At 65.7% G+C, this 25,298-nt stretch carries 25 protein-coding genes; 18 read left to right on the top strand and 7 right to left on the bottom strand.

The window, feature by feature from the left end; genetic code table 11:
• Nucleotides 1-13: 13 nt before the first annotated feature.
• Both QDS12_RS18515 and QDS12_RS18510 read left to right on the top strand, forming a co-directional pair.
• Complete coding sequence (locus QDS12_RS18515) at nt 14-1,414, top strand: FAD-binding oxidoreductase (RefSeq protein WP_279881753.1); 1,401 nt, start codon at nt 14-16, stop codon at nt 1,412-1,414.
• Between the two features lie 27 nt (nt 1,415-1,441).
• The gene (locus QDS12_RS18510; protein ID WP_279881751.1) at nt 1,442-1,846 is read left to right on the top strand and encodes a Rid family hydrolase; all 405 of its coding nucleotides are present in this window, start codon (nt 1,442-1,444) and stop codon (nt 1,844-1,846) included.
• 35 nt (nt 1,847-1,881) lie between these two features.
• Here QDS12_RS18510 and QDS12_RS18505 read toward each other — a convergent pair whose 3' ends face one another.
• Nucleotides 1,882-2,742 carry an alpha/beta hydrolase fold domain-containing protein gene (locus tag QDS12_RS18505; protein ID WP_279881749.1) on the bottom strand — a complete coding sequence of 287 codons (861 nt, stop codon included), beginning with the start codon at nt 2,740-2,742 and terminating at the stop codon, nt 1,882-1,884.
• A gap of 42 nt (nt 2,743-2,784) precedes the next feature.
• Nucleotides 2,785-4,302 (bottom strand): NAD(P)/FAD-dependent oxidoreductase, encoded by a 1,518-nt coding sequence (locus QDS12_RS18500; RefSeq protein WP_279881747.1) that lies wholly within the window; start codon nt 4,300-4,302, stop codon nt 2,785-2,787.
• A gap of 247 nt (nt 4,303-4,549) precedes the next feature.
• Between QDS12_RS18500 and QDS12_RS18495 the strand changes: the two genes are divergently transcribed.
• The 13 genes from QDS12_RS18495 (at nt 4,550) to QDS12_RS18435 (ending at nt 17,828) form a co-directional block, all read left to right on the top strand.
• Nucleotides 4,550-5,614, top strand: coding sequence for an LLM class flavin-dependent oxidoreductase (locus QDS12_RS18495; RefSeq protein ID WP_279881744.1), 1,065 nt, complete (start codon nt 4,550-4,552; stop codon nt 5,612-5,614).
• A 114-nt stretch (nt 5,615-5,728) separates the two neighbouring features.
• Nucleotides 5,729-6,607 carry an alpha/beta hydrolase gene (locus tag QDS12_RS18490; RefSeq protein WP_279881741.1) on the top strand — a complete coding sequence of 293 codons (879 nt, stop codon included), beginning with the start codon at nt 5,729-5,731 and terminating at the stop codon, nt 6,605-6,607.
• A gap of 51 nt (nt 6,608-6,658) precedes the next feature.
• The gene (locus tag QDS12_RS18485; RefSeq protein WP_279881738.1) at nt 6,659-8,152 is read left to right on the top strand and encodes an NAD(P)/FAD-dependent oxidoreductase; all 1,494 of its coding nucleotides are present in this window, start codon (nt 6,659-6,661) and stop codon (nt 8,150-8,152) included.
• 68 nt (nt 8,153-8,220) lie between these two features.
• A complete protein-coding gene (locus QDS12_RS18480; protein ID WP_279881736.1) occupies nt 8,221-9,099 on the top strand; it encodes an FAD-dependent oxidoreductase in 879 nt (292 codons plus the stop codon).
• A 128-nt stretch (nt 9,100-9,227) separates the two neighbouring features.
• Nucleotides 9,228-9,599 (top strand): thioesterase family protein, encoded by a 372-nt coding sequence (locus QDS12_RS18475; RefSeq protein ID WP_279881734.1) that lies wholly within the window; start codon nt 9,228-9,230, stop codon nt 9,597-9,599.
• A gap of 214 nt (nt 9,600-9,813) precedes the next feature.
• Nucleotides 9,814-11,184, top strand: coding sequence for a substrate-binding domain-containing protein (locus QDS12_RS18470; protein ID WP_279881732.1), 1,371 nt, complete (start codon nt 9,814-9,816; stop codon nt 11,182-11,184).
• 1 nt (nt 11,185) lies between these two features.
• Entirely contained in the window at nt 11,186-12,751 is a 1,566-nt protein-coding gene (locus QDS12_RS18465; RefSeq protein ID WP_279881730.1) for a sugar ABC transporter ATP-binding protein, read from the top strand.
• A 109-nt stretch (nt 12,752-12,860) separates the two neighbouring features.
• Nucleotides 12,861-13,802, top strand: coding sequence for an ABC transporter permease (locus QDS12_RS18460; protein ID WP_279881728.1), 942 nt, complete (start codon nt 12,861-12,863; stop codon nt 13,800-13,802).
• Nucleotides 13,803-13,850: 48 nt separating this feature from the next.
• Nucleotides 13,851-14,705, top strand: coding sequence for a mycofactocin-coupled SDR family oxidoreductase (locus QDS12_RS18455; protein WP_279881726.1), 855 nt, complete (start codon nt 13,851-13,853; stop codon nt 14,703-14,705).
• Nucleotides 14,702-15,985: an aspartate aminotransferase family protein gene (locus tag QDS12_RS18450; RefSeq protein ID WP_279881724.1), complete on the top strand. Its 1,284-nt coding sequence runs from the start codon at nt 14,702-14,704 to the stop codon at nt 15,983-15,985. The genes QDS12_RS18455 and QDS12_RS18450 overlap by 4 nt, the downstream gene beginning before the upstream one ends.
• A gap of 49 nt (nt 15,986-16,034) precedes the next feature.
• Nucleotides 16,035-16,424 carry an SMR family transporter gene (locus tag QDS12_RS18445; protein ID WP_279881720.1) on the top strand — a complete coding sequence of 130 codons (390 nt, stop codon included), beginning with the start codon at nt 16,035-16,037 and terminating at the stop codon, nt 16,422-16,424.
• Nucleotides 16,424-16,741, top strand: a complete 318-nt coding sequence (locus tag QDS12_RS18440) for an SMR family transporter (protein ID WP_279882209.1) — start codon at nt 16,424-16,426, stop codon at nt 16,739-16,741. The genes QDS12_RS18445 and QDS12_RS18440 overlap by 1 nt, the downstream gene beginning before the upstream one ends.
• Before the next feature lie 124 nt (nt 16,742-16,865).
• Nucleotides 16,866-17,828 (top strand): helix-turn-helix transcriptional regulator, encoded by a 963-nt coding sequence (locus tag QDS12_RS18435; protein ID WP_279881717.1) that lies wholly within the window; start codon nt 16,866-16,868, stop codon nt 17,826-17,828.
• 10 nt (nt 17,829-17,838) lie between these two features.
• Here QDS12_RS18435 and mftF read toward each other — a convergent pair whose 3' ends face one another.
• The 5 genes from mftF to mftA are packed head-to-tail and all read right to left on the bottom strand — an operon-like array spanning nt 17,839 to nt 21,687.
• On the bottom strand, nt 17,839-19,224 hold the full coding sequence (mftF, locus tag QDS12_RS18430) for a mycofactocin biosynthesis glycosyltransferase MftF (RefSeq protein WP_279881714.1): 1,386 nt from the start codon (nt 19,222-19,224) through the stop codon (nt 17,839-17,841).
• A 35-nt stretch (nt 19,225-19,259) separates the two neighbouring features.
• Nucleotides 19,260-20,054 (bottom strand): mycofactocin-coupled SDR family oxidoreductase, encoded by a 795-nt coding sequence (locus QDS12_RS18425; protein ID WP_279881711.1) that lies wholly within the window; start codon nt 20,052-20,054, stop codon nt 19,260-19,262.
• Nucleotides 20,055-20,066: 12 nt separating this feature from the next.
• Nucleotides 20,067-21,299, bottom strand: a complete 1,233-nt coding sequence (gene mftC / locus QDS12_RS18420; RefSeq protein ID WP_279881709.1) for a mycofactocin radical SAM maturase — start codon at nt 21,297-21,299, stop codon at nt 20,067-20,069.
• Nucleotides 21,296-21,592, bottom strand: a complete 297-nt coding sequence (gene mftB, locus QDS12_RS18415; RefSeq protein WP_279881707.1) for a mycofactocin biosynthesis chaperone MftB — start codon at nt 21,590-21,592, stop codon at nt 21,296-21,298. Before mftB ends, mftC begins: the two co-directional genes overlap by 4 nt.
• Complete coding sequence (gene mftA / locus QDS12_RS18410; protein ID WP_279881705.1) at nt 21,592-21,687, bottom strand: mycofactocin precursor MftA; 96 nt, start codon at nt 21,685-21,687, stop codon at nt 21,592-21,594. The genes mftB and mftA overlap by 1 nt, the downstream gene beginning before the upstream one ends.
• Before the next feature lie 260 nt (nt 21,688-21,947).
• On the opposite strand from mftA, the gene mftD reads away from it, so the two are divergent.
• From mftD to QDS12_RS18395, 3 genes are all read left to right on the top strand, one after another.
• Nucleotides 21,948-23,177 (top strand): pre-mycofactocin synthase MftD, encoded by a 1,230-nt coding sequence (gene mftD / locus QDS12_RS18405; protein WP_279881703.1) that lies wholly within the window; start codon nt 21,948-21,950, stop codon nt 23,175-23,177.
• A 191-nt stretch (nt 23,178-23,368) separates the two neighbouring features.
• Complete coding sequence (pdxS, locus tag QDS12_RS18400; RefSeq protein ID WP_279881701.1) at nt 23,369-24,247, top strand: pyridoxal 5'-phosphate synthase lyase subunit PdxS; 879 nt, start codon at nt 23,369-23,371, stop codon at nt 24,245-24,247.
• A 48-nt stretch (nt 24,248-24,295) separates the two neighbouring features.
• Nucleotides 24,296-25,285, top strand: a complete 990-nt coding sequence (locus tag QDS12_RS18395) for an aminotransferase class IV (protein ID WP_279881699.1) — start codon at nt 24,296-24,298, stop codon at nt 25,283-25,285.
• Nucleotides 25,286-25,298 lie beyond the last annotated feature (13 nt).

Below are 25,298 nucleotides of genomic sequence, written 5' to 3'. Positions count from 1 at the left end.
GAAAGAAGCAGGAATGACAAGCACGAACCTCTCGTTCTGGGCGGACGCCTACGGGCCGTACACGGCGAATGAGCCCCTCCGGGGTGAGCGCCGAGTCGATGTCGTCGTCGTCGGTGGCGGCTTCAACGGGCTGTCGACGGCCTACCACCTGCGTACGGAGGGCGAAGCTCTCGATGTGGTGCTGCTTGAAGCCGACGCAATCGGTGACGGCTCCAGCGGCCGCAACGCGGGTGCAGCTGTGGTCGGCGTGAACGGGGTAGTGCTCAAGGCACATGGAGAGCAGCGCACGAAGGAGCTCTACGACTATGCCTCCCGTGCTCTCGACTACATGCGCGAGCTCATCACCAAGCACGACATGCAGTCAGACGTGATCGACACCGGCTCGCTCACCGTCGCGATCGGCGACCGGTGGGTGAAGGATCTCGAGGCGGCGAAGGCCATGCACGAGAGCTTCGACCCAACACACGACGTGGAGTGGGTCGACGCCGCGACTCTCGCCCAGGAGTTCAACAGCCCGCTCTTCGCCGGAGCGGCCGGTCTGCGTGAGAAGCGAACTTTCATGTTCGACCCGGTCAAGCATGTTCGCGAGTGGAAGCGGCTCGCGACCGAAGCCGGCGTCGAGGTCTACGAGCACTCGCCCGCCATCGAGATCGTCACAAATCCTCGCGAGGTCCGCGTCACCACTCCCCGGGGTACGGTCGTCGCCAACCGGCTGGTGTTGGCGACGAACGCGTATTCACACAAGTTGCCCAGTGACGTGCTTCCGGTCGGAGACCAGACGCCTCTGTACTCGTATCAGTTCGCGACCGAGCCGCTCAGCCCCGAGCAGTGGGACTCGATCGGATTCAAGAACCGAAACTGGACCGAGGACAGCCTCAGCCTCTTCCACTGGGCTCGCCCGACCGTCGACGGACGGCTCATCTTCGGTGGTCGAGACGGACTGAAGGCCGCCGACGACGGGTTGACCCGCGAATACGACGTGCGCGTCTTCCACCGCATGGAACGTGACTTCCGAGCATTTTTCCCGCAGTTGTCCGACGTGCGCGTGACGCACCGTTGGGGCGGCGTGATCTCCGGGACCTTCGATCTTCTCCCGCACATCGGCTTCGTCGATGAGCGCAAGCAGATCCTGCGGGTCAACGGCTGCTGGGGTCACGGCGTGGCAATCGCGCACCTACACGGGAAGCTGCTGGCCCACCTTGCCCGCGGCGTCGATTCAGAACTCACCAACCTCTGGATCGTCGACCGCAAGACGAAGACGTGGCCCCCGGGGCCGATGCGCACGACCGCCGCACGAGCGGCATTCGAAGGACTGCGTGCCTTGGAGAACCGGACGATCCGCCGCTCAGCGCGCGAAGCGGTGCGCCCGGACCAGAAGAGGGCGTTCGCGCAGCTCCAAGCCCCCATCCGCTGACTCCCGCTCCGACAGAAAGAGAACCACGTGGCACTCGAGTTCGTGAACTCACCGAGTCTTCACCCGCCGGCTGGCTATACCTACGCCGTGATCGGCACCGGATCCCGCATCATCCACCTGGCTGGCCAAGTCTCCGCCGATCAGGAAGGCAACCTCGTCGGAGAAGCCGACCTGGCCATCCAAGTCGAGCAGTGTTTCGTGAACCTCGCCGAGGCCCTAGCAGCAGCGGGAGCGTCGATGGACGATCTTGCGAAGATCGGAATCTACGTCGTCGAGTACACCGAGGCATTCGACGACGCGATCGCCCGCGGATACCGCGCAGCCATGGAGCGAACGGGGCTCGGACTGCCTGCCGCCGTGCTTCTCGGCGTACAGGCTCTCGCAATGCCGGGGGCCCTTGTCGAGATCGACGGGGTCGCGATCGCCAACTGATCCTGGCACGGTAGCAGCGCGGCGCCGACGCATTGCTACCGTGCCAGCGCCCCTCCAAGCGCCCATACGCAGACGTCGGTGGCCAAACGCCTCGTCTCGGGGAGATATGGGATAAGCGCCCAGTCGTGCAGCAAACCCGGAATGACCCGGAGGTCGACGCTGGTGCCGGACGCCCCAGCGGCCCGGCGACTCAGTTCGCTGGCCTGAGGGAAAAGCAGGTCCCGCGTCCCAGAGAACACGAGAAGATCGCCGAGGTCGTCGAGCGGCCCATTGATCGGGGACAGCGCGGGCTCTGAGAGAACGCGCCCGCCGGCGTACAACCGCGCGGCGCCGTGCAACGCGTCTAGATTGAGTAACGGATCACGCTCGGCGAGGTCGAGCGTTGCCTTGTCATCGAGAACCAAGTTGAGCCAGGGCGATAGCAGAACCGTGCGAGTGGGCGCCGGGACTCCGCTGGAGAGCAACTCTTGGGCGAGCACCAGAGCCAGCCCTGCGCCGGCCGAGTCTCCTAACACCGTCATCGCTTCGCCTGCCGACCTGCGTAGCACCTCGGACCAGGCGTCGACCACCATCGGCACCGTCTGCGTGACGGTGTACTCGGGGGCGAGGGGATAGTCGACCAGTGAGACGGTGAAATGCTGTTCGAGAAGCTGGCCAAGAAACCCCCAGTGCATGTCCTGCATCGTGTATCCGCCGCCGTGAAGAAAGAAGAAGTGCCCGACGGACCGCCTCGGGGAGACGGTTGCGACGCGCCCGTGGCCGGCGACGAATTCGTCGACGACGAATCGGCTAGCGACGCGCTTCGGTACGAGTGGACCTGGCTTGCGACGGGCGGGCTTGGTGAACGCGTTGGTGATGTAGCCAGGCGGCACTAAACGCAGAGCGGCAGTGGTCATGCGCGCCTGCCAAGACAGCGATGTTGGCATCTGGTCCCTCGATCATGCGTGGAGGCGGGGCGTAACGTGCGAACCGTTCGAGTCCCAGGCGGCACGAACGAAGGTCATCCGATCCGTGAGATCTCCTCGACGGAGGACTCGCCTATCGGCCAAGTAATTGTGGTGCAGCCGCCACGGCGCCAACGACGCCTGCTTGGGGAACGCGGCGATCCCGCGGTGCACATAGTTCGCGTTGAGATCGAACACAGATCCCAGTTGGGGGTCTCCGGTTGGAGCGGTTGGCTCGGCGGCGAGAAGGTGGTGTTCGGACATGTGGTTTAACAGTCTGCAGACGTATGTAGCGACCAGATCGGCCTTCAGCGTCCATGACGCGTTCGTGTACCCGAGCGTCCAAGCGAGATTCGGGACGCCGCAGAGCATCATGCCTTTGTAGGCGATGGTCGACCCTACGTCGACTCGATCGCCGTCGAGGTCGAAGGTGATCGCTCCGAGGGCGAGCATGTTCAGACCCGTTGCCGTGATGATGATATCGGCGTCGATCTCCTCCCCACCCTCTAGTTCGATTCCTGACTCGGTGAACCGACTGATGACACCGGTGGAGATTGATGCTTGACCCGATCTGATCGCGTCGAACAGTTCTCCGTCTGGTGTGGCGCACAGCCGCTGATCCCATGGGTCGTAGTGCGGCGTCAGGTGGGTCTGGAGGTCATAGCCGGCGGGTAGCAGGTTGCGCGCTTCCTTGGCCAGGATCGACTTGACCATCGCCGGCCGACGGCGGCTGAGTTGATACCACGCGAGACTGCCGAGAACGTTCTTCCAGAAGATCACCTTCGCGGCGCCTCGTTCGCCGAAGACGTGGGAGAGCACGCTCCACGAGCGTTCAAGGCGGGGCACGCTCATCACATACGTCGGCGAGCGTTGCACCATCGTGACGTGAGATGCCCTTTCTGTCAGAGCTGGAACGAGGGTGATGGCAGTAGCGCCGCTGCCAATGACCGCGACCCTCTTGCCCTCGTAATCGAGGTCTTCGGGCCAGGCCTGCGGATGGACGAGCGGGCCGGTGAATGCTTCCTGGTTCGGAAAGGTCGGTGCATAGCCCTTGTCGTAGGAGTAGTAGCCGGTGCATAGGTACAGAAACGAGCAGGTCATGGAGATGTGCTTTGTCGGGCCACCGCCTTGCTCGACGACGACCTCAACGGTCCACAGCGACAGGTCTGAGTCCCAGCTCGCGTGCACGACCTTGCATCCGAAGTGGATCTTGTCCTTCAGACCGTATTCGTCGGCGGTGTCGTCGAGGTAACTCAAGATGCTGGGACCGTCCGCGATCGAAACCGCCTTGGTCCACGGACGGAATGGGAAGGCAAGGGTCGGGATGTCGGAGTCCGATCGGATACCCGGGTAGCGGAAGAGGTCCCACGTGCCTCCCAATCGTTCGCGCGACTCGAGGATCGCGACCGAGAGGTCCGGGCACTCGCGGGCTAGCCGGGCCGCGGCGCCGATGCCGGAAAGCCCGGCTCCGACGACGAGAACGTCAACTCGGGTGGGCAGGCCTGCGCACATCAGCATCTCCCGCGTCGCGAGTGGACCGACTCCTAACGAGTACGGCTGTGTCGCCAGCGTGCCCGGCGCCTCCCAAGCGCTGATTGACGCCGCGGGCCATGCTCTTGCACACGAGCGCCACCGGTCACGACCTGTGGCACACGACGACCAGGCGGTGGCGTCGCGGATCAATGGGGAAGGGCGGCGGGGGCCGCACGATCGATCCAACACAGCCGTGCTGTCTTTTCTCTGAACAGGAGTAGTACCCGTGGACGTCGGACTCTTTTGTGCCTACCAGCTTCCGGACACACCCCCGCAGGTCGGCTTCGAGTGGGACATGCAGGTCATGCGTTGGGCCGAGGAATACGGCTTCGCTGAGGCGTGGTTCTCCGAGCACTACACCGTCGGCTACGAGCGATGGCCCTCCCCTGAGCTGCACGTCGCCGCCGCGGCCCGCGAGACCCGCAACTTGCGTCTCGGGACCGCCGCCAACCTGATCCCGTACCACAACCCGGTCGCCCTCGCGTACCGCCTCATGGCGCTGGACCACATGACGAATGGCCGGCTGATGGTCGGGTTCGGTGCTGGAGGCTACGAGACCGACGGACAGCTGTTCGGCACCGACATCGGCCAGGAGAACCACGAGAAGCTCCAGGAGGGCGCGGAGCTCATCAAGGCGATCTGGAACGCGGATGGCCCCCTCAAGATCAACGGGAAGCACTACTCGGTCGACATCCCCGCGCTCGACGAGTCCACTAAGCTCGGCGGCCACTGGCACCCCCTGACGCCCGGTGGTCCGCGCACCGCGCTCGTGGGCTTCTCGCCGCGCTCGTCATCGCTGCGGGCCGGCGGCGCTCGCGGCGACATCCCGATGAGCATCTGCTTCAGCGTTGAGTACCTGCAAGGGCACTGGGAGGTCTACGAGGAAGGCGCGCTCGCCGCGGGTCGGACGCCGACCCGCAAGGACTGGCGAGTCGTTCGTGACGTGTGGGTGGCCGACACCGACGAGCAGGCGCTCGAGCTCGCCCTCTCCCAGCCGCTCAAGGAGACCTGGGACAACTGGGTCATTCCGCGCAACATCGCTGCCCTCAAGCACATGATCGGCGAGGACGTCGACATCACCGCGGAGTTCTTCGCCCACCACGGCTGGATCGTCGGGTCGCCCGACACCGTCATCGCGCAGCTGAAGGAGGAGCAGGAGGAGTCGGGTGGCTTCGGCACGCTGCTGACCTACAACTACGACTTCCACGCGGACCCCGAGCCGTTCCGTCGCCACCTTGAGCTTCTCGGCACAGTCGTCATGCCGGCACTCAAGGAGTACGGCACCGACTGAGGGCGAGGCACTGTGCGGCGTACCACTCCGGTACGCCGCACGGTGCGGCCTGCACTCAGTGCCGACCTGCCCCGACACCAGGATCCGTTCAAGCCCACCGGAAGTTGGAGTGCGATGACGATCACCGCCGACCCCGACGCAGCGCTACTGGGAGCCGCCGTCAGCGGCACCGTGAAAGCAGCCGGCGTCGACGTCCAGTACTACGACTCACTTGAGGAGACGCCCGGCCGAGCGCCCATCGTGCTGGTCCACGGCACGGGAGGCACGACTGCGCGCCACTTTCGGTTCCTCTTCCCGATGCTCGCCACCGCGCAACGTGTCGTCGCCGTCGATCTCAACACCGACACCACCGCACCCGCCGACATGGGGCCCCACGCCTACGCCGACCAAGTCGCCAGCGCCATCGAAGAGATCCTTCCGGATCGACGAGTATCCCTCGCCGGCTACTCGTTGGGTGCGGTCGTCGCCGCCACCGTGGCGGCGAGGCGAGCCGACCTGGTTGACCGACTGGTCCTGATGGCAGGGTGGCTGAAGACCACGGCCGGCCAGGCGCTACGAAACCAGGTCTGGCTCGACCTTCACCGCAGCGGTCAACAGGACACTCTGGCTCGATACTTCGCCTTCTGCGCATTCAGCGACCCGTTCTTGAACTGGCGCACGCGAGCCGAGCTCGACGCCCTGATCGCGAGCGTCGCCAGTGACGATGCCACTCGCCATCAGATGGAGATGAACCGCACCGTCGATCTCACCGAGGTGGCCCCGACCATCGCCTGCCCGACGCTGATCATCGCGGGCACCGACGACCAGATGACCCCGCGCCGCCAGTCGAAGGCACTGTTCGGCGCCATCCCTGACGCCCGGTACACCGAGGTGACGTCAGGACACGCCATGGTCGCCGAGCGACCAGCGGAACTGGTTCATCTCCTGACGAATTTCAACGGATCACCGGACCGATATCCGGCAGGCGAGATCATCCCGTCCCGCATGCCCTGATCACAGCGGACCGCGTCCATACCCGCCACACGAAACGGAGGAACTCCCAGCGTGAGCGAGTCGCCAGAACGCCCCAGCACGATGCCCCAGAACGTCGACGTCGTCATCGTCGGCGCCGGGTTTTCAGGCATCGGCCTCGGCATACGGATGCGCCGCGCGGGCTACAAGTCCTTCGTCATCCTCGAGCGGGCGACCGACGTCGGAGGCGCCTGGCGCGACAACACCTACCCTGGCGTGGCTTGCGACATCCCGTCGCACTTGTACTCGTTCTCGTTCCGGACGAACCCGGACTGGTCACGCATGTACGCACCCGGCGAGGAGATCTGGGACTACTTGCGCAGCGCCGCGCGGGAGGAAGGACTGCTGCCCCACCTTGTCTTCGACGCCGACATGCTGCGGGCCACCTGGGACGACACCGAGTCGCGATGGCGAATCCACACGACCCAGGGCGACTTCACCGGGAACATCCTCGTCGCCGCGACTGGCCACTTGACCGACCCGAAGTTCCCTCCTGTGCCTGGGCTCGCGGACTTTCCCGGGGCGCTATTCCACTCCGCCGGCTGGGATCACTCGAGATCCCTGTCAGGCAAGCGGGTTGGCGTCGTGGGCACTGGCGCTTCAGCGATACAGATCATTCCTGAGGTCGCCAAGATCGCCGACGAACTCGTCGTCTTCCAGCGCAGCGCGCCCTACGTCAATCCGCGACTCGACCGGCCCTTCTCTGAATCGGACAGGCGTCTGTTCCGACGCGATCCGAGCGCCATGACGGAGATGCGCGAACGACTCTTCTGGTATGGCGACTACACGTTCGCGGCGCGGCGCCTTCTTCCAGCTTTCCTCCAAGAGGCTCGCGATCGGGCGCTTGGCCATCTCGCCGCCCAAATCGAGGACGATGAGCTGCGCGCGAAGCTCACACCCGACTACGAGATCGGCTGCAAGCGGATCCTGTCGTCAAACGCCTACTTCCCCGCCATGGCCCAGCCTCACGTGCGGCTCGAAACCGCTGCGCTCAGCAGCATCGAGGGAAGCCGGGCGATCAGTGCCCACGGCAATTCCTACGAGGTCGACGCCCTCATCTTCGCGACCGGGTTTGAGACTTACGACCTGCCGTCGTCACACCGCGTCCTTGGCCGCGGAGGGAGGTCGCTCGCCGAGCACTGGGGCGACGGCGGCATGCAGGCGTACGACTCGATCTCCGTCGCCGGGTTTCCGAACCTGTTTCTCCTGAACGGACCCGGCACCAGCCTGGGGCACAACTCGCTCATCTACATGATCGAGACGCAGATCGACCACTTTCTCGGCGCATTCGAATGGTGGCTGAGCAATGGGCAGCCCGAGCTCGAAGTCAGCACGCGCGCAGAAGAGGCATTCGGTCGGGAGCTGGATCGCCGCGCGGCAGGCACCGTCATCCTCCACGGAGGGTGCAGCAGTTGGTACCTCGACCCCCGAAACGGCAGAGCGACGCTGTCGTGGCCGGACTTCGCGCATCGTTTCCGCGACCAGTGTGAAGAATTCGATCCGGAGATCTATACAGCGACCGCCTGAGGGCGTCCGCCTGCTAGAGCCAAAGGCACGCACGGCTGTTTGCATGCCGCCGGCGCCCACGAAAGGAAGTGAGTGAACTCATGAACACGTCCGTTAGTGTGCTCGGTGCGGGGCTGATGGGTTCCGCGATCGCTCGGGCTCTTCTTCGCGCTGGCCACTCGGTCACGGTCTGGAACCGGACCGCGGCAAAGGCAGACGCCCTTCGAGGCGACGGCGCCAACGTCGCCCAGAGTGCTGTCGAAGCCATGAATGCCAGCCCGCTGAGCATCTTCGTCTTCAAGTCCTATGACGCCGTCAACAAACTTCTCGACCAAGCCGCCTCGACGGACTTTTCAGGAGACGTCATCAACCTGGTCACCGGCCAGCCGGAAGACGCCGACAGGGTCGAGCACTGGGCGACGCGGCACGACGTCCGACTTCTCGACGGCGCCATCCTTGCGTTCCCCAACGACATCGGAACCGAGGACGCCGCCATCTACTTCTCTGGCGACCCCGGCGTCTGGGAACAATGGGAAAGCGTCGTCCGAGGTTTGGCGGGCGGCTCGCTCTACCTCGGCAACCAAATGCGTCTTGCCAACTCCATCGACACCGTCACGCTCTCGCTCGTCACCGCCGCCGAATGCGCAATCCTGGAAACCCTCGCCTACGGCCAGGCCCTGGGATTGCCCCTGTCGGTGCTGTGGGACACGATCAGCCAAGTGCCGGCCGCACTCGAAAACTTCATTTCCTATGCGGTGCGCAAGATCGAGGCATCGGACTACACCACTTCCGACGCCTCGATCGACACGTGGGTGATGTCGAGTCGACAGATCGCCGAGCACGTCGACCGCATGGGGATCCGGGGCCACCAGATCAAGGCCGCCGCCGCAAGCTTGCGAGCCGCCCAGGACGCGGGCCTCGGCGCACTGGATCTCCTGGCGCTTCACCAGATCGCCGACCACAGATGACGGTGCCAGACCCAGCCGAAGCGTCACCAGGACACGATTCGTCCGGCAACGGCTCCGCACCAGACCGCGTCCAGGCGGACGAAGGCACCGGTTCTCTGTCCACCCTCGAGCAGACATGGCGCGCGCCCGTGCGCTTCGTCGAGTGCGACCAGCAGGGTGTCGTGTTCAACGGGCACTACCTTGTCTGGGCCGACGAAGCGGCGAGCCGATGGTGGAGCGCGGTCGGGCTCCCCTGGACAGGGCCCGACGAGAACGGCGGCGACTCCATGGTCAAAGCCAGCCGACTTGAGTGGTCATCATCGGCCCGCTGGGGAGACGAGGTCGCCGTGACAGCTCGCGCCGAGGCTCTGGGGCGCTCAAGCCTTAGCCTCACCATGGACATCACCGTGGGGGAAAGGCTCTGTTGCCGAGTCGTCACGACCTATGTCTGGGTGGTCGCCGGCCGGTCTGCAGCGTGGCCGCCCGCGATGCGTCGCAAGCTCGCTGGTCTTATGGGCTGACCCTTGGTGGTTCGTACACACTGACCCTGCTCAGTGACCTGGCTGGTTCGCTGCCCCTGGACTCGTGGACTGGTGCCGCTGGCCGGTCTCGTGGAGTGACTCTGATTGAGGGCCACGCCCTCCCATGGAGCGCAGCGCGAGAGACCGCTGCCGGTCCTAGGTCTGGTGCCGCGACGGCCCGGTCGCAGCCAAGTTTGGGACGGGAGCCAGCCGCGTGCGACGGCTGTGTCTCGCGTGCGTTACATCCAACGACACGTTCCAGCTGTGCCACTCCCTCTGGCGGTGCAGTGCCGCGCCTTGGCACGGACAGGCAATGTCGCGTGCGTCACTCACGCCCACCATTGAGGCCACTGACCGGCGGGTTCTCTGGGCCGCAGCCAACATCGAAGGAGCGTTCATGCGAGCCAATGTGTCCACGTTGCGGCAAGGCTGTCTGGTGGCTGCGGCCACCCTGCTGGCGACAACTCTGTCGGCGTGCAACTCGTCAGGAAGTGGTGACGCGAACTCAACCTCGGGCAGCAACGCAGACACATCGAAGGCTCAGGAGCGGCTCAACGCCGCCTACAAGGGCTTCTACTCAGAGCCGCAGGGCGACACTCCGGCAGCGCCGACCGGCAAGAACGTCTGGGTCATCCCGACGGACCTGTCCTACGGCTTCTCCGACGACTGGGCGAAGGCCTCCAAGGATGCGGGCGCGCTGCTCGGCTGGACGATCAAGACCTACGACGGCAAGAGCGACCCGAACAACGTCCTGCAGGGCATTCGCTCGGCGATCGCGGCGAAGGCTGACGGCATCATGATCGAGGTACAGGACTGCGACGCGATCAAGTCCGGCCTGACTGAGGCGAAGAAGGCCGGCATCCCCGTCGTCGGCGACCAGGGCCAGGACTGTGACCCGCCCCTGTTCTCTGCCACCACCGTCTTCAAGAACGGTGGTTACGAGGGCAACGACGGCACCGCCCCGAAGACGCTGGCAGCCGCGTTCAAGCCGCAGGCCGACTGGGTGACGGTCAAGAGCAACGGCGACGCCAAGATCATCACGATCGAGGAGACCGACTCCCAGGCGGCCATCTGGCAGGCGCAGGGCGTCCGCGAGGAGCTCAAGGATGTCTGCCCGGGATGCAAGATCGTCGCGACGGTCAAGTACACCGTCGACCAGATCCCCAACCTGCAGCAGATGATCTCTCAGGCGCTGCTGCAGCACCCCGAGGCAACAGCGATCATCAACACCGTCGCCGACTTCGTCCAGCAGTACGGACTCTCCGGTGCTGTCCTCTCCTCGGGGCGTGCCGACAAGTTGCTCGTCACCGGCGGCGAGGGAACGGCCCCCGGCTTGGACCTGATCCGCAAGGATGCCGGCGACCAGCAGACCTCGACCTGCACCTCGAACATCTGGGTCGCCTACACCGACATCGACCAGATGATCCGCCTCTTCGCCGGCGCCAAGCCCGCAACCGACAGCGGGAACGGCTGGGTGCTGATCGACAAGGACCACAACCTGCCCAAGAGCGGTGCCTGCGTCCCGCAGGTCGACGGCAAGCCGATCGACCCGAAGGCCCTCTACACTAAGATCTGGGGCAAGTGAGATGACGGTGGGCCCGCTGCCGCTCGACGGGACAACTGGACCCGCCGACCGCGGAACCGCGGTGACGATCAGTCAATTCTCCAAAAGGTTCGGCGCGACGCAGGCACTCGACGGCGTCAGCTTCGAGGTGAAGCCAGGCACCATCCACGCGCTCGTAGGCGGCAACGGGTCGGGGAAGTCCACCCTCATCAAGATCCTCGCAGGCGTCCACCAGGCCGACGCCGGCTCGCTGGGGGTGCGCGGCAGCGAGCAGGACGCCACCGCGATGACGCCGGCGCTCTCCCGCGACCTTGGCTTCCGGTTCGTCCACCAACAGCCGTCTGTATTCCCCGACCTGACCGTCGCGGAGAACCTGGCGATCGGCTCGTCATTCCTCACCGGGTTCGGCAGCCGGGTGCGCTGGAAGGCCCAGCGCGCCCGCGCCGTCGAACTCCTCGAGCGATTCGAGGTGAACGCCAGCCCGGACGCCGAACTGCGAACGCTGAGCCCGGCCAACCAGACCGGCGTGGCGATCGCGCGAGCTCTCCAAGATGGCGAGGAGGACAGCTCCAGCATCCTTGTGCTCGACGAGCCAACCGCCTCCCTACCTGGCCCCGACGTCGACGTCCTTCTCGAAGCGCTCCAGCACTACGCCGCCGCGGGTCAGACGATCATCTATGTCTCCCACCGGCTGGAAGAGATCCGGGCCATCGCCGACAAGGTGACGGTCCTGCGCGACGGGAAACTGATCACCACCACCGATGGGGGACTGACTCAGGGCCGCCTGGTCGAGCTCATCACCGGACGCTCCCTTGAGCAGCTCAGCCACCGCAAGGTCGAGACTCGTGCCTTCTCCAACAAGGTCCTCGAGGTGGAGGGCCTCTCTGGCGGCGCCGCGAACAACGTCAGCTTCTCCGTCTCGGCCGGAGAGGTTCTCGGGATCGCCGGTCTGATGGGGTCTGGGCGCTCGTCCATCCTGCGCAGCCTTTTCGGCGTGCCCGCCCCGAACGCCGGCACCGTCCGCGTCGACGACAAGCCGGTGCACATCCGGTCAGCCGGAGACGCCATGGCGGCTGGGATCGCGTACGTCCCTGAGGACCGCAACGGAATGGCCTCGTTCTCCGACATGACCGTTCTCGAGAACCTGACGATCGCCGACTCCCGTCGATACTTCAAGCGAGGGCGACTCCAGAGTCGCAGCGAGCGGGCAGACGCCAAGAAGCTCGTCAGCGACTTCACCGTCAAGACAGCCGGCCTCGACCACCCGCTGACCTCGCTCTCGGGCGGAAACGCCCAGAAGGTCATCATGGCTCGATGGCTTCGCCGCGAGCCACGGGTCATCCTCCTCGACGAACCATCCCAAGGCGTCGACTTCGGCGCTCGCGCCGACATCTGGAAGCTGATCGCCCGCGCCGTGGCCGAAGGGGCCGGAGCGGTCGTCGTCTCCTCCGACTTCGAAGAACTGGCCACGTTCTCCGACCGCGTCCTCATTGTCCGACACGGCGCCATCGTCGGAGAGCTGACCGGCTCGGACGTCACCGAACACAACATCGATCGACTCGTCCTGATGGGGAGTGAGAATGACTAGCAACGCCGCAGAGTCGACTCAGCAAGTGCCGGACACTGCAGTAGCGGCTGCAACTGCCGAGAGTCCGACAGCGAGGTCACCGCGCCGAACGATGCCGTGGCTTCGTTGGGTGGAGGCGTACGGCCTTCTGCTGGTCACGGTCGGCATCATCATCTTCTTCAGTTTCTACGGCCCCACGTCGCAGACGTTCCCGACAATGGCGAACTTCCAAATCGTCCTTGCGGGTCAGTCCGTGCTGGCGGTCGTGGCACTGGGAACCCTCATCCCGCTCACGGCCGACGTGTGGGACCTCTCTATCGGAGCCATCGCCGGCCTGGCCGCCGTCTTCGGTGCTGCCTTCATGTCCTCCGGCATGTCGGCGCCACTTGCGATCCTGGCCGCCATCGGCGTCGCCGGCATCGTCGGCGTCGTCAACGCTCTGATCTCAACCAAGGGCGGAGTGCACCCCGTCATCACCACCATGGGCACATCCACGATCGTTGCCGGTGTCGTCACCCAGAAGACCGGCGGCCTCGCCATCGTGAGCAACCTGCCGGCCTGGCTGGTCGAACTCGGCCACCACACCACCTTCGGTATCCCCGCCCTTGCGGTCATCGCGACCGTGGTCGCCCTGTTCGCCTACTACCTGCTCAATCACACGCCCTTCGGCCGCTACCTCTACGCCATCGGATCCAATCCGAATGCCGCACCACTGGTCGGCATCCGGACCGGCAAGCTGATCTCGATCGCCTTCATCCTCGGAGCTTGTTTCGCCGGAGTCGCCGGCATCATGCAGGTCGCCTACGCAGGCGGTGCCTCCACCAATATCGGCACCAATCTGGCACTGACCGGTATGGCGGCATCCTTCCTGAGCGCGGCGGCCATCAAGCCAGGCAAGTACAACGTCCCCGGAGCGGTCGTTGCGCTGATCTTCCTCGCTGCGCTCAACAGCGGGCTGAACCTTGCGGGCGTTCCGCCGTTCGTCAACGAGTACGTCAACGGCGCGGCTTTGATCGTCGGCATCGGCTTCGCCAGCAACATCGGCCGTCTCCGCGAGCGATCCGGGTCTTGAGCCCGAACAAACCTTCCCCTCTTCATCTTCACAAGGAGTACGACAACAATGGGTCAGTTTGACGACCAGGTAGTGCTGATCACGGGAGCAGCGCGCGGTCAGGGCCGCGCCCACGCGGTCGGGTTCGCCGAACAGGGGGCATCGATCGTCGCCCTCGACGCGTGCGCGCCGGTTGACGGCATTCGGTACGCCCTGGCAAGCAAGGAGGACCTTGCCGAAACGGCGGACCTGGTGAAGCGGGCCGGAGGTGAGATCCTGACTCGCATCGCCGACGTGCGAGCACAAAGCGACCTGGACGAAGCCGTGTCCGAGGCCCTCGCGGCCTTCGGGCGGATCGACCACGTGATCGCCAACGCGGGCGTCTTCTCACACGCACCCAAGACATGGGAGATGACGGAGGAGACCTGGACGACCACGGTCGACATCGACCTCAACGGCGTGTGGCGAACCTGCAAAGCGGCCATCCCGGCCATGATCGAGGGCGGCCGCGGCGGGTCGATCACCATCACTGCGTCCTCCAACGGCTACCGCGGTGAGCACGGCCACCCCGCCTACAACGCCTCGAAGCTCGGCATCGTCGCGTTGATGCGGGTCCTGGCCGCTGAGCTGGGCGAACACAGCATCCGGGTCAACACCATCCACCCAACGACGGTGAAGACGCCCCTGATGTGGAACGACGAGTTGGTGTCCATCTTCGCCCCGGGGGAGACCACCCGGACGATCTCGATCGACGACTGGTGGGAGGGCATGGTCGGAATGAACATCCTCCCGATCGGCGCGATGGAAGCCGAGGACATCACTCGTGTCGTCCAGTTCCTCGCCTCGGACGCGGGGCGCTACATCACCGCCAGCGAGATCCCGATCGACGCCGGATACATCATGAAGATGGGGAACCAGGGATGACGGCAGTCAACACCGACCCGGTGGCTATCTCTCCGAGTTCCCGGGTGGCCTGGGAGCGCGCGAAGAGGAGCATCGGCGGCGGAGTCAGCTCCGGCCTGCGCGGAGACTTCCAGCCGTATCCGATCTTCGTCGATCGTGCCCAGGGCCCTCTGATGTGGGACCTCGACGGGCGCGAGTTCATCGACTATATCGGCGCATGGGGGCCGATGCTTCTCGGTCACTCCCACCCCGACGTGATCGCCGCCGTGGCCGAGGAACTCCCGCGGTTGCAGATGCCCGGCACCGGCCACGTGCTGGAGTACGAGGCTGCGGAGGCCGTCCTCGGCGCCGTCCCCGGGGCAGAGAAGCTGCTTTGGAGCAACACCGGTACCGAGGCCGTCCAAGTTGCGCTGCGCTTGGCGCGCGCTTGGTCGGGACGAAATCACATCGTCAAGTTCACCCGTGCCTACCACGGCTGGCACGACTCTGTCTTCGCCAGCGTCGCGGAGCACGGCGAGGGTACTCGGGCGGTCGCTCACAGCAAGGGGCAAAACCCGCGGGTGCTCGACGACCTCATCGTGTTGCCGTTCAACGACACCGAGCAGGCAGCGAAGACGTTGGCACGCGCGGCCGAACTCGACATCGCCGCAGTGCTGATTGACCCGATCCTGAACAGCGGTGGGGGAGTCGAGCCCGACCCCGAGTTCCTCGCCGTCCTGCGTCAGACCTGCACTGAGCACGGCGTCGTCCTCATCTTCGACGAGGTCGTCAGTGGGTTCCGAGTGGCACGCGGCGGCGCGGCTGAGCGCTGGGGCGTCACACCCGACCTCTGGACGCTCGGGAAGGCACTGGCGGCCGGGTTCTCCCAGAGCGCCGTCCTGGGACGAGCCGAGATCATCGACCAGGTGACCGTCGACGTTTACCACGCAGGCACCTACAACGGGAACCCGGTCGCCCTCGCCGCAGTCAAAGCCGCGATGCACGCCTATAGCTCGCCGGGGGTCTACGACAGCCTCGAAGAGAACGCTGCTCACCTCGAGAACGGCGTCGCCGCAGCCGCCGAGAGGACGGGCGCGCCGTTCGGCGTCCACCGCGTTGCCTCGATCATGTGGGTCTATCCCACACGGGGGGACGACGACACTGCAGACGCCTTGGCCATCGAGCTCGCCGCCCGGGGGATCTTGCTCCTGCCACGCGGCGAGATGTTCGTGTCGATGGCGCACACCCGGGAAGTGGTCGACCGCACGATCGTTGCGTTCGAGGACGCCTTCGCCGCGGTTTCGGCCTCGAATCCATCCTGATCCTGAGCACCCCGGGGTCTTTTGAGCCCGGGGTGAGAAAGGTGCACACGTGCATAAGTGGGTGTTCCTCGTGGGCGCGATACTCGGCGAGGTGACCGGCTCCCTGTCGATGGAAGCAGCGACGCGACACCCAATCTTCTACACGATCGTCGCGGTCGGATATGGCATTTCCTTTGCCCTCTATTCGGGGGCGCTGCGTCGCGGCATGGCGCTGAGCGTGGCGAGCAGCGTGTGGGCCGGCAGCGGTGTGCTGTTGACAGCCATCTTCTCGGCTCTCGTCTACAAGGAGCGATTCGCCCCAACGGCAATGATCGGATTGGCCCTAGTTTGCGTCGGCGTCGTCCTCGTTTCGACGGGCGCACGCCCGAAAGGCAAGGTAGGCCGACCGTTGGACGGCCCGTCCGAGGGCCCAAGGCACTCGAGTCAGGTCGTCGCGTGATGGGCTGGCTCTACTTAACCATTGGCATCGTTGTGGAGGTCGGAGCCGGCCTCTCGCTGCGCATGGCGGCTCATGGACGCCCGATCTGGTACATCCCCATGACGCTGGGCTACGCGACTTCCTTCATAGCGCTCATGCTCACCCTCCACGCCGGCTTCGGCATCGGTGTCGCCTACGGCATCTGGGCAGCGGCGGGGGTCGCGCTCATGGCCGTCGCGGCCCGGGTCCTCTTCGATGAACCGCTGACGCCCCTGATGTGGACGGGGATCGCCCTAGTCAGCGGCGGTGTGCTCCTTGTCGACCTGGGAGGAATCTAGCCGCCCGGCTGATGGGCGGAATCCGCCGTTCGCGCGCATGCAATGTCACCGAAACAGGGCGACGGCAAGATCTTCGTAATTCGTTCGCTTCCGCAAGGTGAGCAACACAGCCAGGAGGCTACCGATGACCCGCATTGCCCCTACGCCGCACGCTTCGCCGACGCCGACCGCTCACGTCGACTTCGAAGGCTGGCGACAGTTCTGTTCCGACAGCCTCATGGGCGACGACGTATGGCCGATTGAGAACGAGGACCACTTCAGCGGCGAGTTCGACCGACGATGGATCGACGATTGTCTCGTCGTTCGCTGCTCGGCCTCGCCGTACCACGGCTCATTCCGGCGAAATTCCCAAGCCAGCGACTACCTCGCCTTCAGCATCTCGTGGCCCCCGACCGGCGAGGACTTCGTCTTGCGGACCGAGGAACAAGTCCGATCATCCGACACCCGGATGGGGTTGTGGGATCACGCGAGCATCCACCAGTTCGCGGTGAACATCCGCCGCGACAACACCTACGTCTTCGTACCGAAGGACGCGCTCAGGGGACATGGGGTCCGATTGAGCACCCTCTCGCAGCCAACCGGTGTCGACGCACGACCCACGGCACAGGTCCTCGCCGGCGTCCTCTCATCGATTCTCGATCAGCCGGCACCCCTGGCACCGGCGGACTCGAGCGCCATTAGGAGCGCCATCCTCAACCTCTTCGCTGGCACATCGCGCGACGTCGTTCTTGAGACCTCCGGGGCGGTGAGCGCCATGATGAGGCAACGCGTCGAACAGTGGATCGCAGCTAACGTCAGCACCGGCCCGGTCAGCCCGGCCGCTGCCGCGAACGCTCACGGCATCTCAGTCCGGTCCCTCCACCGCCTCTTCTCAGAAACGTCGGAGACCTACGGTGACGTCGTGCGGGCAGTGCGGTTGGATGGTGCCCGCCAGGAGCTGGCATCGAGCTCCGCCACCGTCCAGACGATCGCAACCCGATGGGGCTATGCGGACGTCAGCCACTTCTGCCGTGAGTTCAAGCGGTCCTTCGGGATGACGACAGGCGACTTCCGAAAGTCGCTGCACGCTCCTCGTTATGTCGCATAGCCGGCGCCGGTCAGCTCCGGGGCCGACGCGGCAGGAGGCATTCGATCGACCTCGCCCGCAGCGCACCCAACCAGAGCCCCGCGCCATATGCCAGGTCGTCGAGCCGACGACCGACCAGAAGATATGGAGCAGTCGGCATCTCCAGCCGCGCGGCGACCGCGTCCACGATGAGGGCGGACGCGACGGCTCGGCGAACCGCCGGCACGAAGGGAAACAGGACGACGGTCAACGGCCACCAGTGCCGCAGGAGGAGTGCCGACTCCTGACGCACCGCCCAGGCTGTGCCCTCTACCGACAGGCACATCGATCGGGTCACCCGACCCTCCATGGACGGCAGGCGGCGGTTGAGCCGCCACCACGTGTAGCCGACACCGGCGACGAGCGCCGGTGCTGACCATCGGCGACGAATCAGCACCGCCGCGGCGGAGGTTGCACTGACGACGCTGAGCACGGCCGGTGCACCGTGGCGCCCATGCCGGGCAGCAAGGGCGGCTCCGCCCGACCCGTAGATCAGCTTCCGTCCGAGCCAGCCAGCGAGCGACGATCTGGTGTCATGGTCGGCACCATGGCTCGGGTCGTACCGCACTCTCCATCCGGCGTCGAGCAAGCGCCACACGAGATCGACGTCCTCGCCTACCCGCATCGACGCATCGAAACCTGGAAGCGGCAGCTGCCGCAGCGCCAACGTCCGCCCGACCAGGCAGGCTGACGGCAGCCAGCCGACCGCCGCTCCAGGACGCACCGAGCTGGGACGATTGCCGAGGGCCAGCGACGACGCCGCCTCGTCATACTTCTCGAACCACCGGGAATCGCGCCCCGACAGGGCGGCGGTAAAGCGCCCACGGACCAGCGGGCCGACGAGCGCCAGGCGCGCGTCGCGGAAGTGGGCCATGAGCTGGACGAGCATGGACGCCTCGGCCGTCACGTCGGAATCGACGAACGCGACGAAGGTGGTCCTAACATGCTGCAAACCCGCATTCCGTGCGCCTGCCGGACCCTGATTCACCGGAAGACGCAGGTACCGCGCCCCGTGAGCATCTGTGACCCGACGAATCGATGCCGAGTCGATCGAAGCGTCGTCCACGACGACAACGGACAGGTTTCCCAGTGAAGCAAGGCACCGTTCCAGCTGCTGTGGCCGGTCCCTCACCGGAATGACCACGGTCATCTCCGACGCCTCACCATCGGTGTCGTTCGGGTCCGCCGGGTCGACCAGAGGATCGGCGAGGTTAGCGTCGAGCAGATAGCCAGCGACGCGGTCCGATACCCTGTCGGTGACCGTGAGGACTCCTCCGCTGATTCGGCTCAGGGCGCTCTGACCGATCCGGACGGCGCGCATCGGAGACCCTCCGACCAGCACATCACCCCGGACCGTCGTACGTGCCCGCAGCCTCACTCGGAACCCGGCGGGAAACCGACGCTCGTACGATGTCACCCGCGGAAGCCGCCGTCGGCGTGCAGCACTGACCCGTTGAGAGACGCGCCTTCGATGGAGCAGCAGAATGCCACTGCTGCAGCGACCTCGTCAGGGCTCAGGGCCCGTTGGAGCAGCTGGTGATCGGAGAGGTCTTCGGTTGTCGCGCCCGGGTAGAGCGCTACGGTCGCATCAAGCATCTGAGTGCGTGTGGAACCGGGGGACACGGCCACAGCGGTGACGCCGGTGCCGGTCAGGTCCGCTGCGAGTCCTCGGACGATGCCGACGGCCGCATGCTTGGCCGCGTTGTATCCGGCGAGATGAAAGAGACCCCGCGAGCCTGCTGCTGACGTCACAGCGACGAAGCGACAACCGGAAGGGTCGGGTCCCGCAAGCATGGCCGGTATTGCCGCTGCCGCGGTATTCCAGACACCCTTGGCGTTGACGCCCCACTCGAACTCGAGTTCCTGGTCGGGGGTGTCCCACAAGGTGCGCCCGCCGGTGATCACGCCCGCGCACGCAACGGCGACATCAAGTCTTCCCCAGCGATCGTGCGCGAGTTCGACCGCAGCGTCCATACCCTGTCGGTCGCGCACATCGGCGACGTGCGCGACCGCACCACTGAGCGGCCCAACCACGGCGTCGAGGTCGGACCGCTCAGGCATGGGATAGGGGTACGCGCTGGGGCCCGCGCACCAATCCAAAGCGAGCACCGAGTAGCCGTCGGCTGCAAGCCGCCTTGCAGTGGCGGCACCGATGCCGCGGGCGGCACCGGTGACCAGGGCAACTCGAACCACTTTCGTCTCCCGCATCGACTGCTGGTGTCAGGAATGGGCGCTCGCGGCGGTACCGGCGAGAGGGTTCTCGTCACAGGCAGTCGTCGGGGGGCGGCGCTGAAGCGTGAGTAGCACGGGGGCGTTCCGCCCAGGGCTGCTGCGTGAGTGGTCCTGGCTCGCGGCGGGCACCTCGCGGGGCGCCGCGAGTGCTGCCTCACCATAACCCTGGACGCACTCCGGGTCCGGCCCGTCGAGCGGAAGGCCCGTGAAGAACTTCGCTGCCATGCAGCCGCCGCGGCAAGCGTCGAAGAACTGGCAAGAGGTGCAGGCTCCTCCCGTCTGCGGAGAGCGTAGATCTGCGAACAGCCTCGACGTCTGCCACACGTGCTGGAAGCCTGCTTCGAGCACATTGCCCGCCAGGAACTCCTCGTGGATCGCGAACGGGCAAGCGTAGACGTCACCGATCGGATCGATCAGGCAGACGACCCGGCCGGCACCGCACAAGTTTAAACCTGGCAGCTTCTCGCCGAACGGGGCCAGATGGAAGAAGGAGTCGCCGGTCAGAACGTTGTCGCCACGCGCCACCAGCCAGTCGTAGAGCTCTCGCTGCTGTGCGGGCAGGGGGTGGAGCACATCCCAAACATCCGCTCCGCGCCCGGAAGGGCGAAGTCGGGTGAGCCGCAACGTCGCACCATAGGCATCGGCGATCGACTTGAACTCGTCCAATTGGGGGATGTTCTCCCGGGTACAGACAACCGACAGCTTGGGGTCCTTGAACCCAGCCTCGTGCAGGTTGCGCAGCGCGGTGATGGCGGTGTCATATGACCCAGGCCCGCGGACACGGTCATTCACGTCTGCGGTGGCGCCGTCAAGTGAGATCTGCACGTCGACGTAGTCGGTCGACGCGAGCCACCGGGCCCGCTCGGGCGTCAGGCGCACGCCGTTGGTGGAGAACTTCACGCCGACGTGATGCGCGACCGCGTACTCGACCAGGTGCCAGAAGTCTGGGCGGACGGTCGGTTCTCCACCACCGATGTTGACGTAGAAGACCTGCATCCGCTCCAGCTCGTCGATGACCGCCTCGCACTGCTCGGTGGTCAGCTCGCGTGGGTCCCGCCGGCCGGACGAGGAGAGACAATGTGCGCACGCCAAGTTGCACGCATAGGTCAACTCCCAGGTAAGGCAGATGGGTGCATCCAGTCCAGCTTCGAACTGCTGCACCAAGTCACCCCCGCGTGGGCGCGTCGGACCTGTCGCCTCTACACCGAGCGTCGTGGTCATGATGCGCGCTTTCGGATCATGTCAGTCGCAGCCAGCCCGGACAGAGCGTCTAGGTAGGCCGCGCGCTGACGAGCGGAGATGCCGACGATGTCCAGAGCCGAAGCGACGCTCGGCGCGCTGGCGAGCGCCCGTACCAGGGCCACCAGGTCAGGTCGTTTGAGAAAGGTCAGCTTCCGATTACCGAAGTGATACGCCAGCGCCCCGAACGGCTCTGGACGCAAGGCAACGGAGGGAGACAGTTCCCACGCCTCAGCAAGGTCGACCCGCGCCTGCTCGGCTCCGGACGCGACCATCAGTAGACGCCGCACATACCGTCGATCGAGACCTCTTCGATGAGGCTCTCGCCGTCGAGGTCGAAGTCCTCGTCGTGCTCTGCTCGCGGCTTCATAATTCTCCTCCTGTCGTCGCGATTCTGCGGGAACACCGTAGGCCGGGCGGAGCCTGGAATCAGGGGCCGGCACAGGTCGTGACGCTGAGGCGCAACAGCGTGACCCGCTCAGTCAACCGACGCAGGCGCGGAGGACCCGACCCGATCGCCTTTCAGGTCACGTCCCGTTCACGCAAGGCCGTGGCACGCACACTCAATGAGGCAGACGACGAGGCGGGCGACGATCGAGCCACCAACACCCGACATGTGGAAGGAAACACATGGCCATCGCACGTCCCGCCTGGCTGGCGAATCCGTGGAAGCAGAATCCATGGTTCGAATCGGTGGCAGTCGCTCAGGAGCGGGCACGGAAGCGGCTACCGAAGCCGGTCTATATGGCCCTGGTCGCCGGCTCCGAACGGGGGCAGACGGTCGCGAACAACCAAGCCGCGTTTGCGGAGCTGGGTTTCGCTCCGCATGTGGTCGGAGCCAAGGCAGACAGGCGAATGAGCCGCACCGTTCTCGGCCAGGACGTCAGTCTTCCGGTGATCATCAGTCCGACCGGCGTTCAGGCGGTGCACCCCGACGGCGAGGTCGCGGTCGCGCGGGCGGCGGCCAGTCGCGGCACGGTGATGGGGTTGTCCAACTTCGCCTCCAAGTCGGTCGAGGAGGTCGTCGCCGCCAATCCGAGCACCTTCTTCCAGATGTACTGGACCGGCAACCGGGAAACGATGGTTGAGCGGATGGAGCGCGCCCGCGCTGCGGGCGCGCAAGGTCTGATTGCCACCACGGACTGGTCGTTCTCGGTCGGACGCGACTGGGGGAGTCCGGAGATTCCCGAAAGGGTCAACCTGAAGGCGATCGTGCGCAATAGCCCAGCAATGGCGCTCAAGTTCAGTTGGTGGTGGTCCTTCCTGCGCACCCGAAGGGTCCCTGACCTGACCGCGCCGAACTTGGCGGCCCGCGGCGCAACAAAAGGCCCGACCTTCTTCGGTGCCTACTACGAGTGGATGACCACCCCGCCGCCCCAATGGGAGGACATCGCGTGGGTCGCCTCCACCTGGCAACAGATGTCAGGCAAGCCCTTCGTGCTCAAGGGTGTTACGCGGATCGACGACGCCAAGCGCGCCGTTGACGCAGGTGTGGACGCCATCTCGGTCTCCAACCACGGTGGCAACAACCTCGACGGCACGCCCCCCACGATCCGGCTCATCCGTGGCATCGCCGAGGCGGTCGGTGGTGAGATCACGGTGCTTTTCGATGGTGGGATCCGACGCGGATCCGACGTGGTGAAAGCCCTCGCTCTCGGGGCCGACGCCGTGATGATCGGACGCGCCTACCTGTGGGGGCTCGGCGCGAACGGGCAGGCCGGAGTCGAGAACGTCCTCGACATCCTGCGCAGCGGAATCGACTCGACGTTGAGCGGGCTGGGCGTCCAGTCGATCGACGAGCTCACCCACGAACACCTCATCATCCCCGAGGGTTTCGACCTCCACCTCGGCCGAAAGTAGGCACGCAAGTAGTCGGTCCCTCGCGACGGAGTTGACCCGCTCGCCGCCACCGCCCGGCGTTCAGGCGCCGCCAGACCAACCACTGGCACGCAGGCTCAACCGGCGGATCGGCAGCGACGCCAGACTCGCAACCGCACACAACATCCTGCAGAGAGGCAGTTATGGACTCGCGGCACGACACCGGGCCTGGCGTGGCTGGCACCACCGGCGTGAAGCGCGGGATGGCCGAGATGCTCAAGGGCGGCGTGATCATGGACGTCGTCACGCCCGACCAGGCGAAGATCGCCGAGGACGCCGGTGCCGTCGCGGTGATGGCGCTGGAGCGGGTGCCGGCCGACATCCGCGCCCAGGGCGGCGTCTCCCGGATGAGCGACCCGGACATGATCGACGGCATCATCGAGGCCGTCTCCATTCCCGTGATGGCCAAGGCCCGGATCGGCCACTTCGCCGAGGCCCAGGTGCTCCAGGCGCTGGGCGTCGACTACATCGACGAGTCCGAGGTGCTCACCCCGGCCGACTACGAGAACCACATCGACAAGTGGGCGTTCACCGTTCCCTTCGTCTGCGGCGCCACCAACCTCGGCGAGGCGCTGCGCCGGATCACCGAGGGCGCGGCCATGATCCGCTCCAAGGGGGAGGCCGGCACCGGCGACGTCTCGAACGCCGTGACCCACATGCGCACGATCCGCAAGGAGATCCGGCGGCTCGGCTCGCTCTCCGAGGACGAGCTCTACGTCGCCGCGAAGGAGCTCCAGGCGCCGTACGACCTCGTCCGGGAGGTGGCGCCCAACGGCAAGCTGCCCGTCGTGCTCTTCACGGCCGGTGGCATCGCCACCCCGGCCGACGCCGCCATGATGATGCAGCTCGGCGCCGAGGGCGTCTTCGTCGGCTCCGGCATCTTCAAGTCCGGCAACCCCGCCCAGCGCGCCGAGGCGATCGTCAAGGCGACCACCTTCCACGACGACCCCGACGTCGTCGCGAAGGTCTCCCGCGGGCTCGGTGAGGCGATGGTCGGCATCAACGTCGACGACATCCCGGTCCCGCACCGGCTCTCCGAGCGCGGCTGGTGAGCCGCGTCCCATCCTAAGTCGTCACCAACATTTCGAAAGGGAAAACACATGGCTCTCACTACCGAGGACGGTTCGCTCGCCTACAAGGCAGACACGGGAATCGACTACATCACCTACAGCGACTACACGCTTTCCGCGGACAACCCGCTCGCCGGCGCGGCCGCCTGGATCGAGGGCGAGTTCGTCCCCGCCGACCAGGCGCGAATCTCGATCTTCGACCAGGGCTACTTGCACTCGGACGTCACCTACACGGTCTTCCACGTCTGGCACGGAAGGGCCTTCCGCCTTACCGACCACATCGATCGGCTCTTCCAAGGTGCCGAGGCGATGCGAATCGACCCTCCCATGACAAAGGACGAGGTCGCCCGCATCGCCCTGGAGCTCGTCGCTCGGACCGAGCTCCGCGAGGCCTACGTCTCCATCTCGCTCACTCGCGGTTACGCCACGAGCCCGGGCGAGCGTGACATGACAAAGCACCGGCCTCAGATCTACATGTACGCCGTCCCGTACCAGTGGATCGTGCCGTTCGAGCGAATTGCCAACGGCGTCAAGGCGATGGTCGCCCAGACGGTGCGCCGCGCAGGACGGAATGTGATCGACCCTCACGTCAAGAACTACCAGTGGGGCGACCTGATCCGGGCGATCCACGAGAATCGAGACCGTGGCTACGAGATGCCGATCCTTCTCGATGTTGACGGCTTGGTCGCCGAGGGCCCGGGCTTCAATGTCGCGATCATCAAGGACGGCGAACTCCTCACCCCTGGTGGCGCTGCGTTGCCGGGAATCACCCGCAAGAGTGTCCTTGAGGTCGCGGAGGCGCTCGGTCTGCGGACACGCCTGGCGGACATCACGCTCGATGACCTCTACAACGCAGATGAGGCACTCGGCTGCACCACCGCGGGTGGCGTCTGGCCATTCGTGTCATTCGACGATGCCGTCCTCGGAGACGGCACGCCCGGCCCGTACACGCGCAGAATCATCGAGGGTTACTGGGGACTGATCAATCACCCGGAGCTCATCACTCCGGTGCGGTACTGATCGCGGGCAGTGG

The sequence above is a fragment of the Nocardioides sp. CER19 genome (assembly GCF_029846275.1).
Classification (GTDB): Bacteria; Actinomycetota; Actinomycetes; order Propionibacteriales; family Nocardioidaceae; genus Nocardioides.
This window is presented reverse-complemented; position numbering and strand designations above follow the sequence as displayed.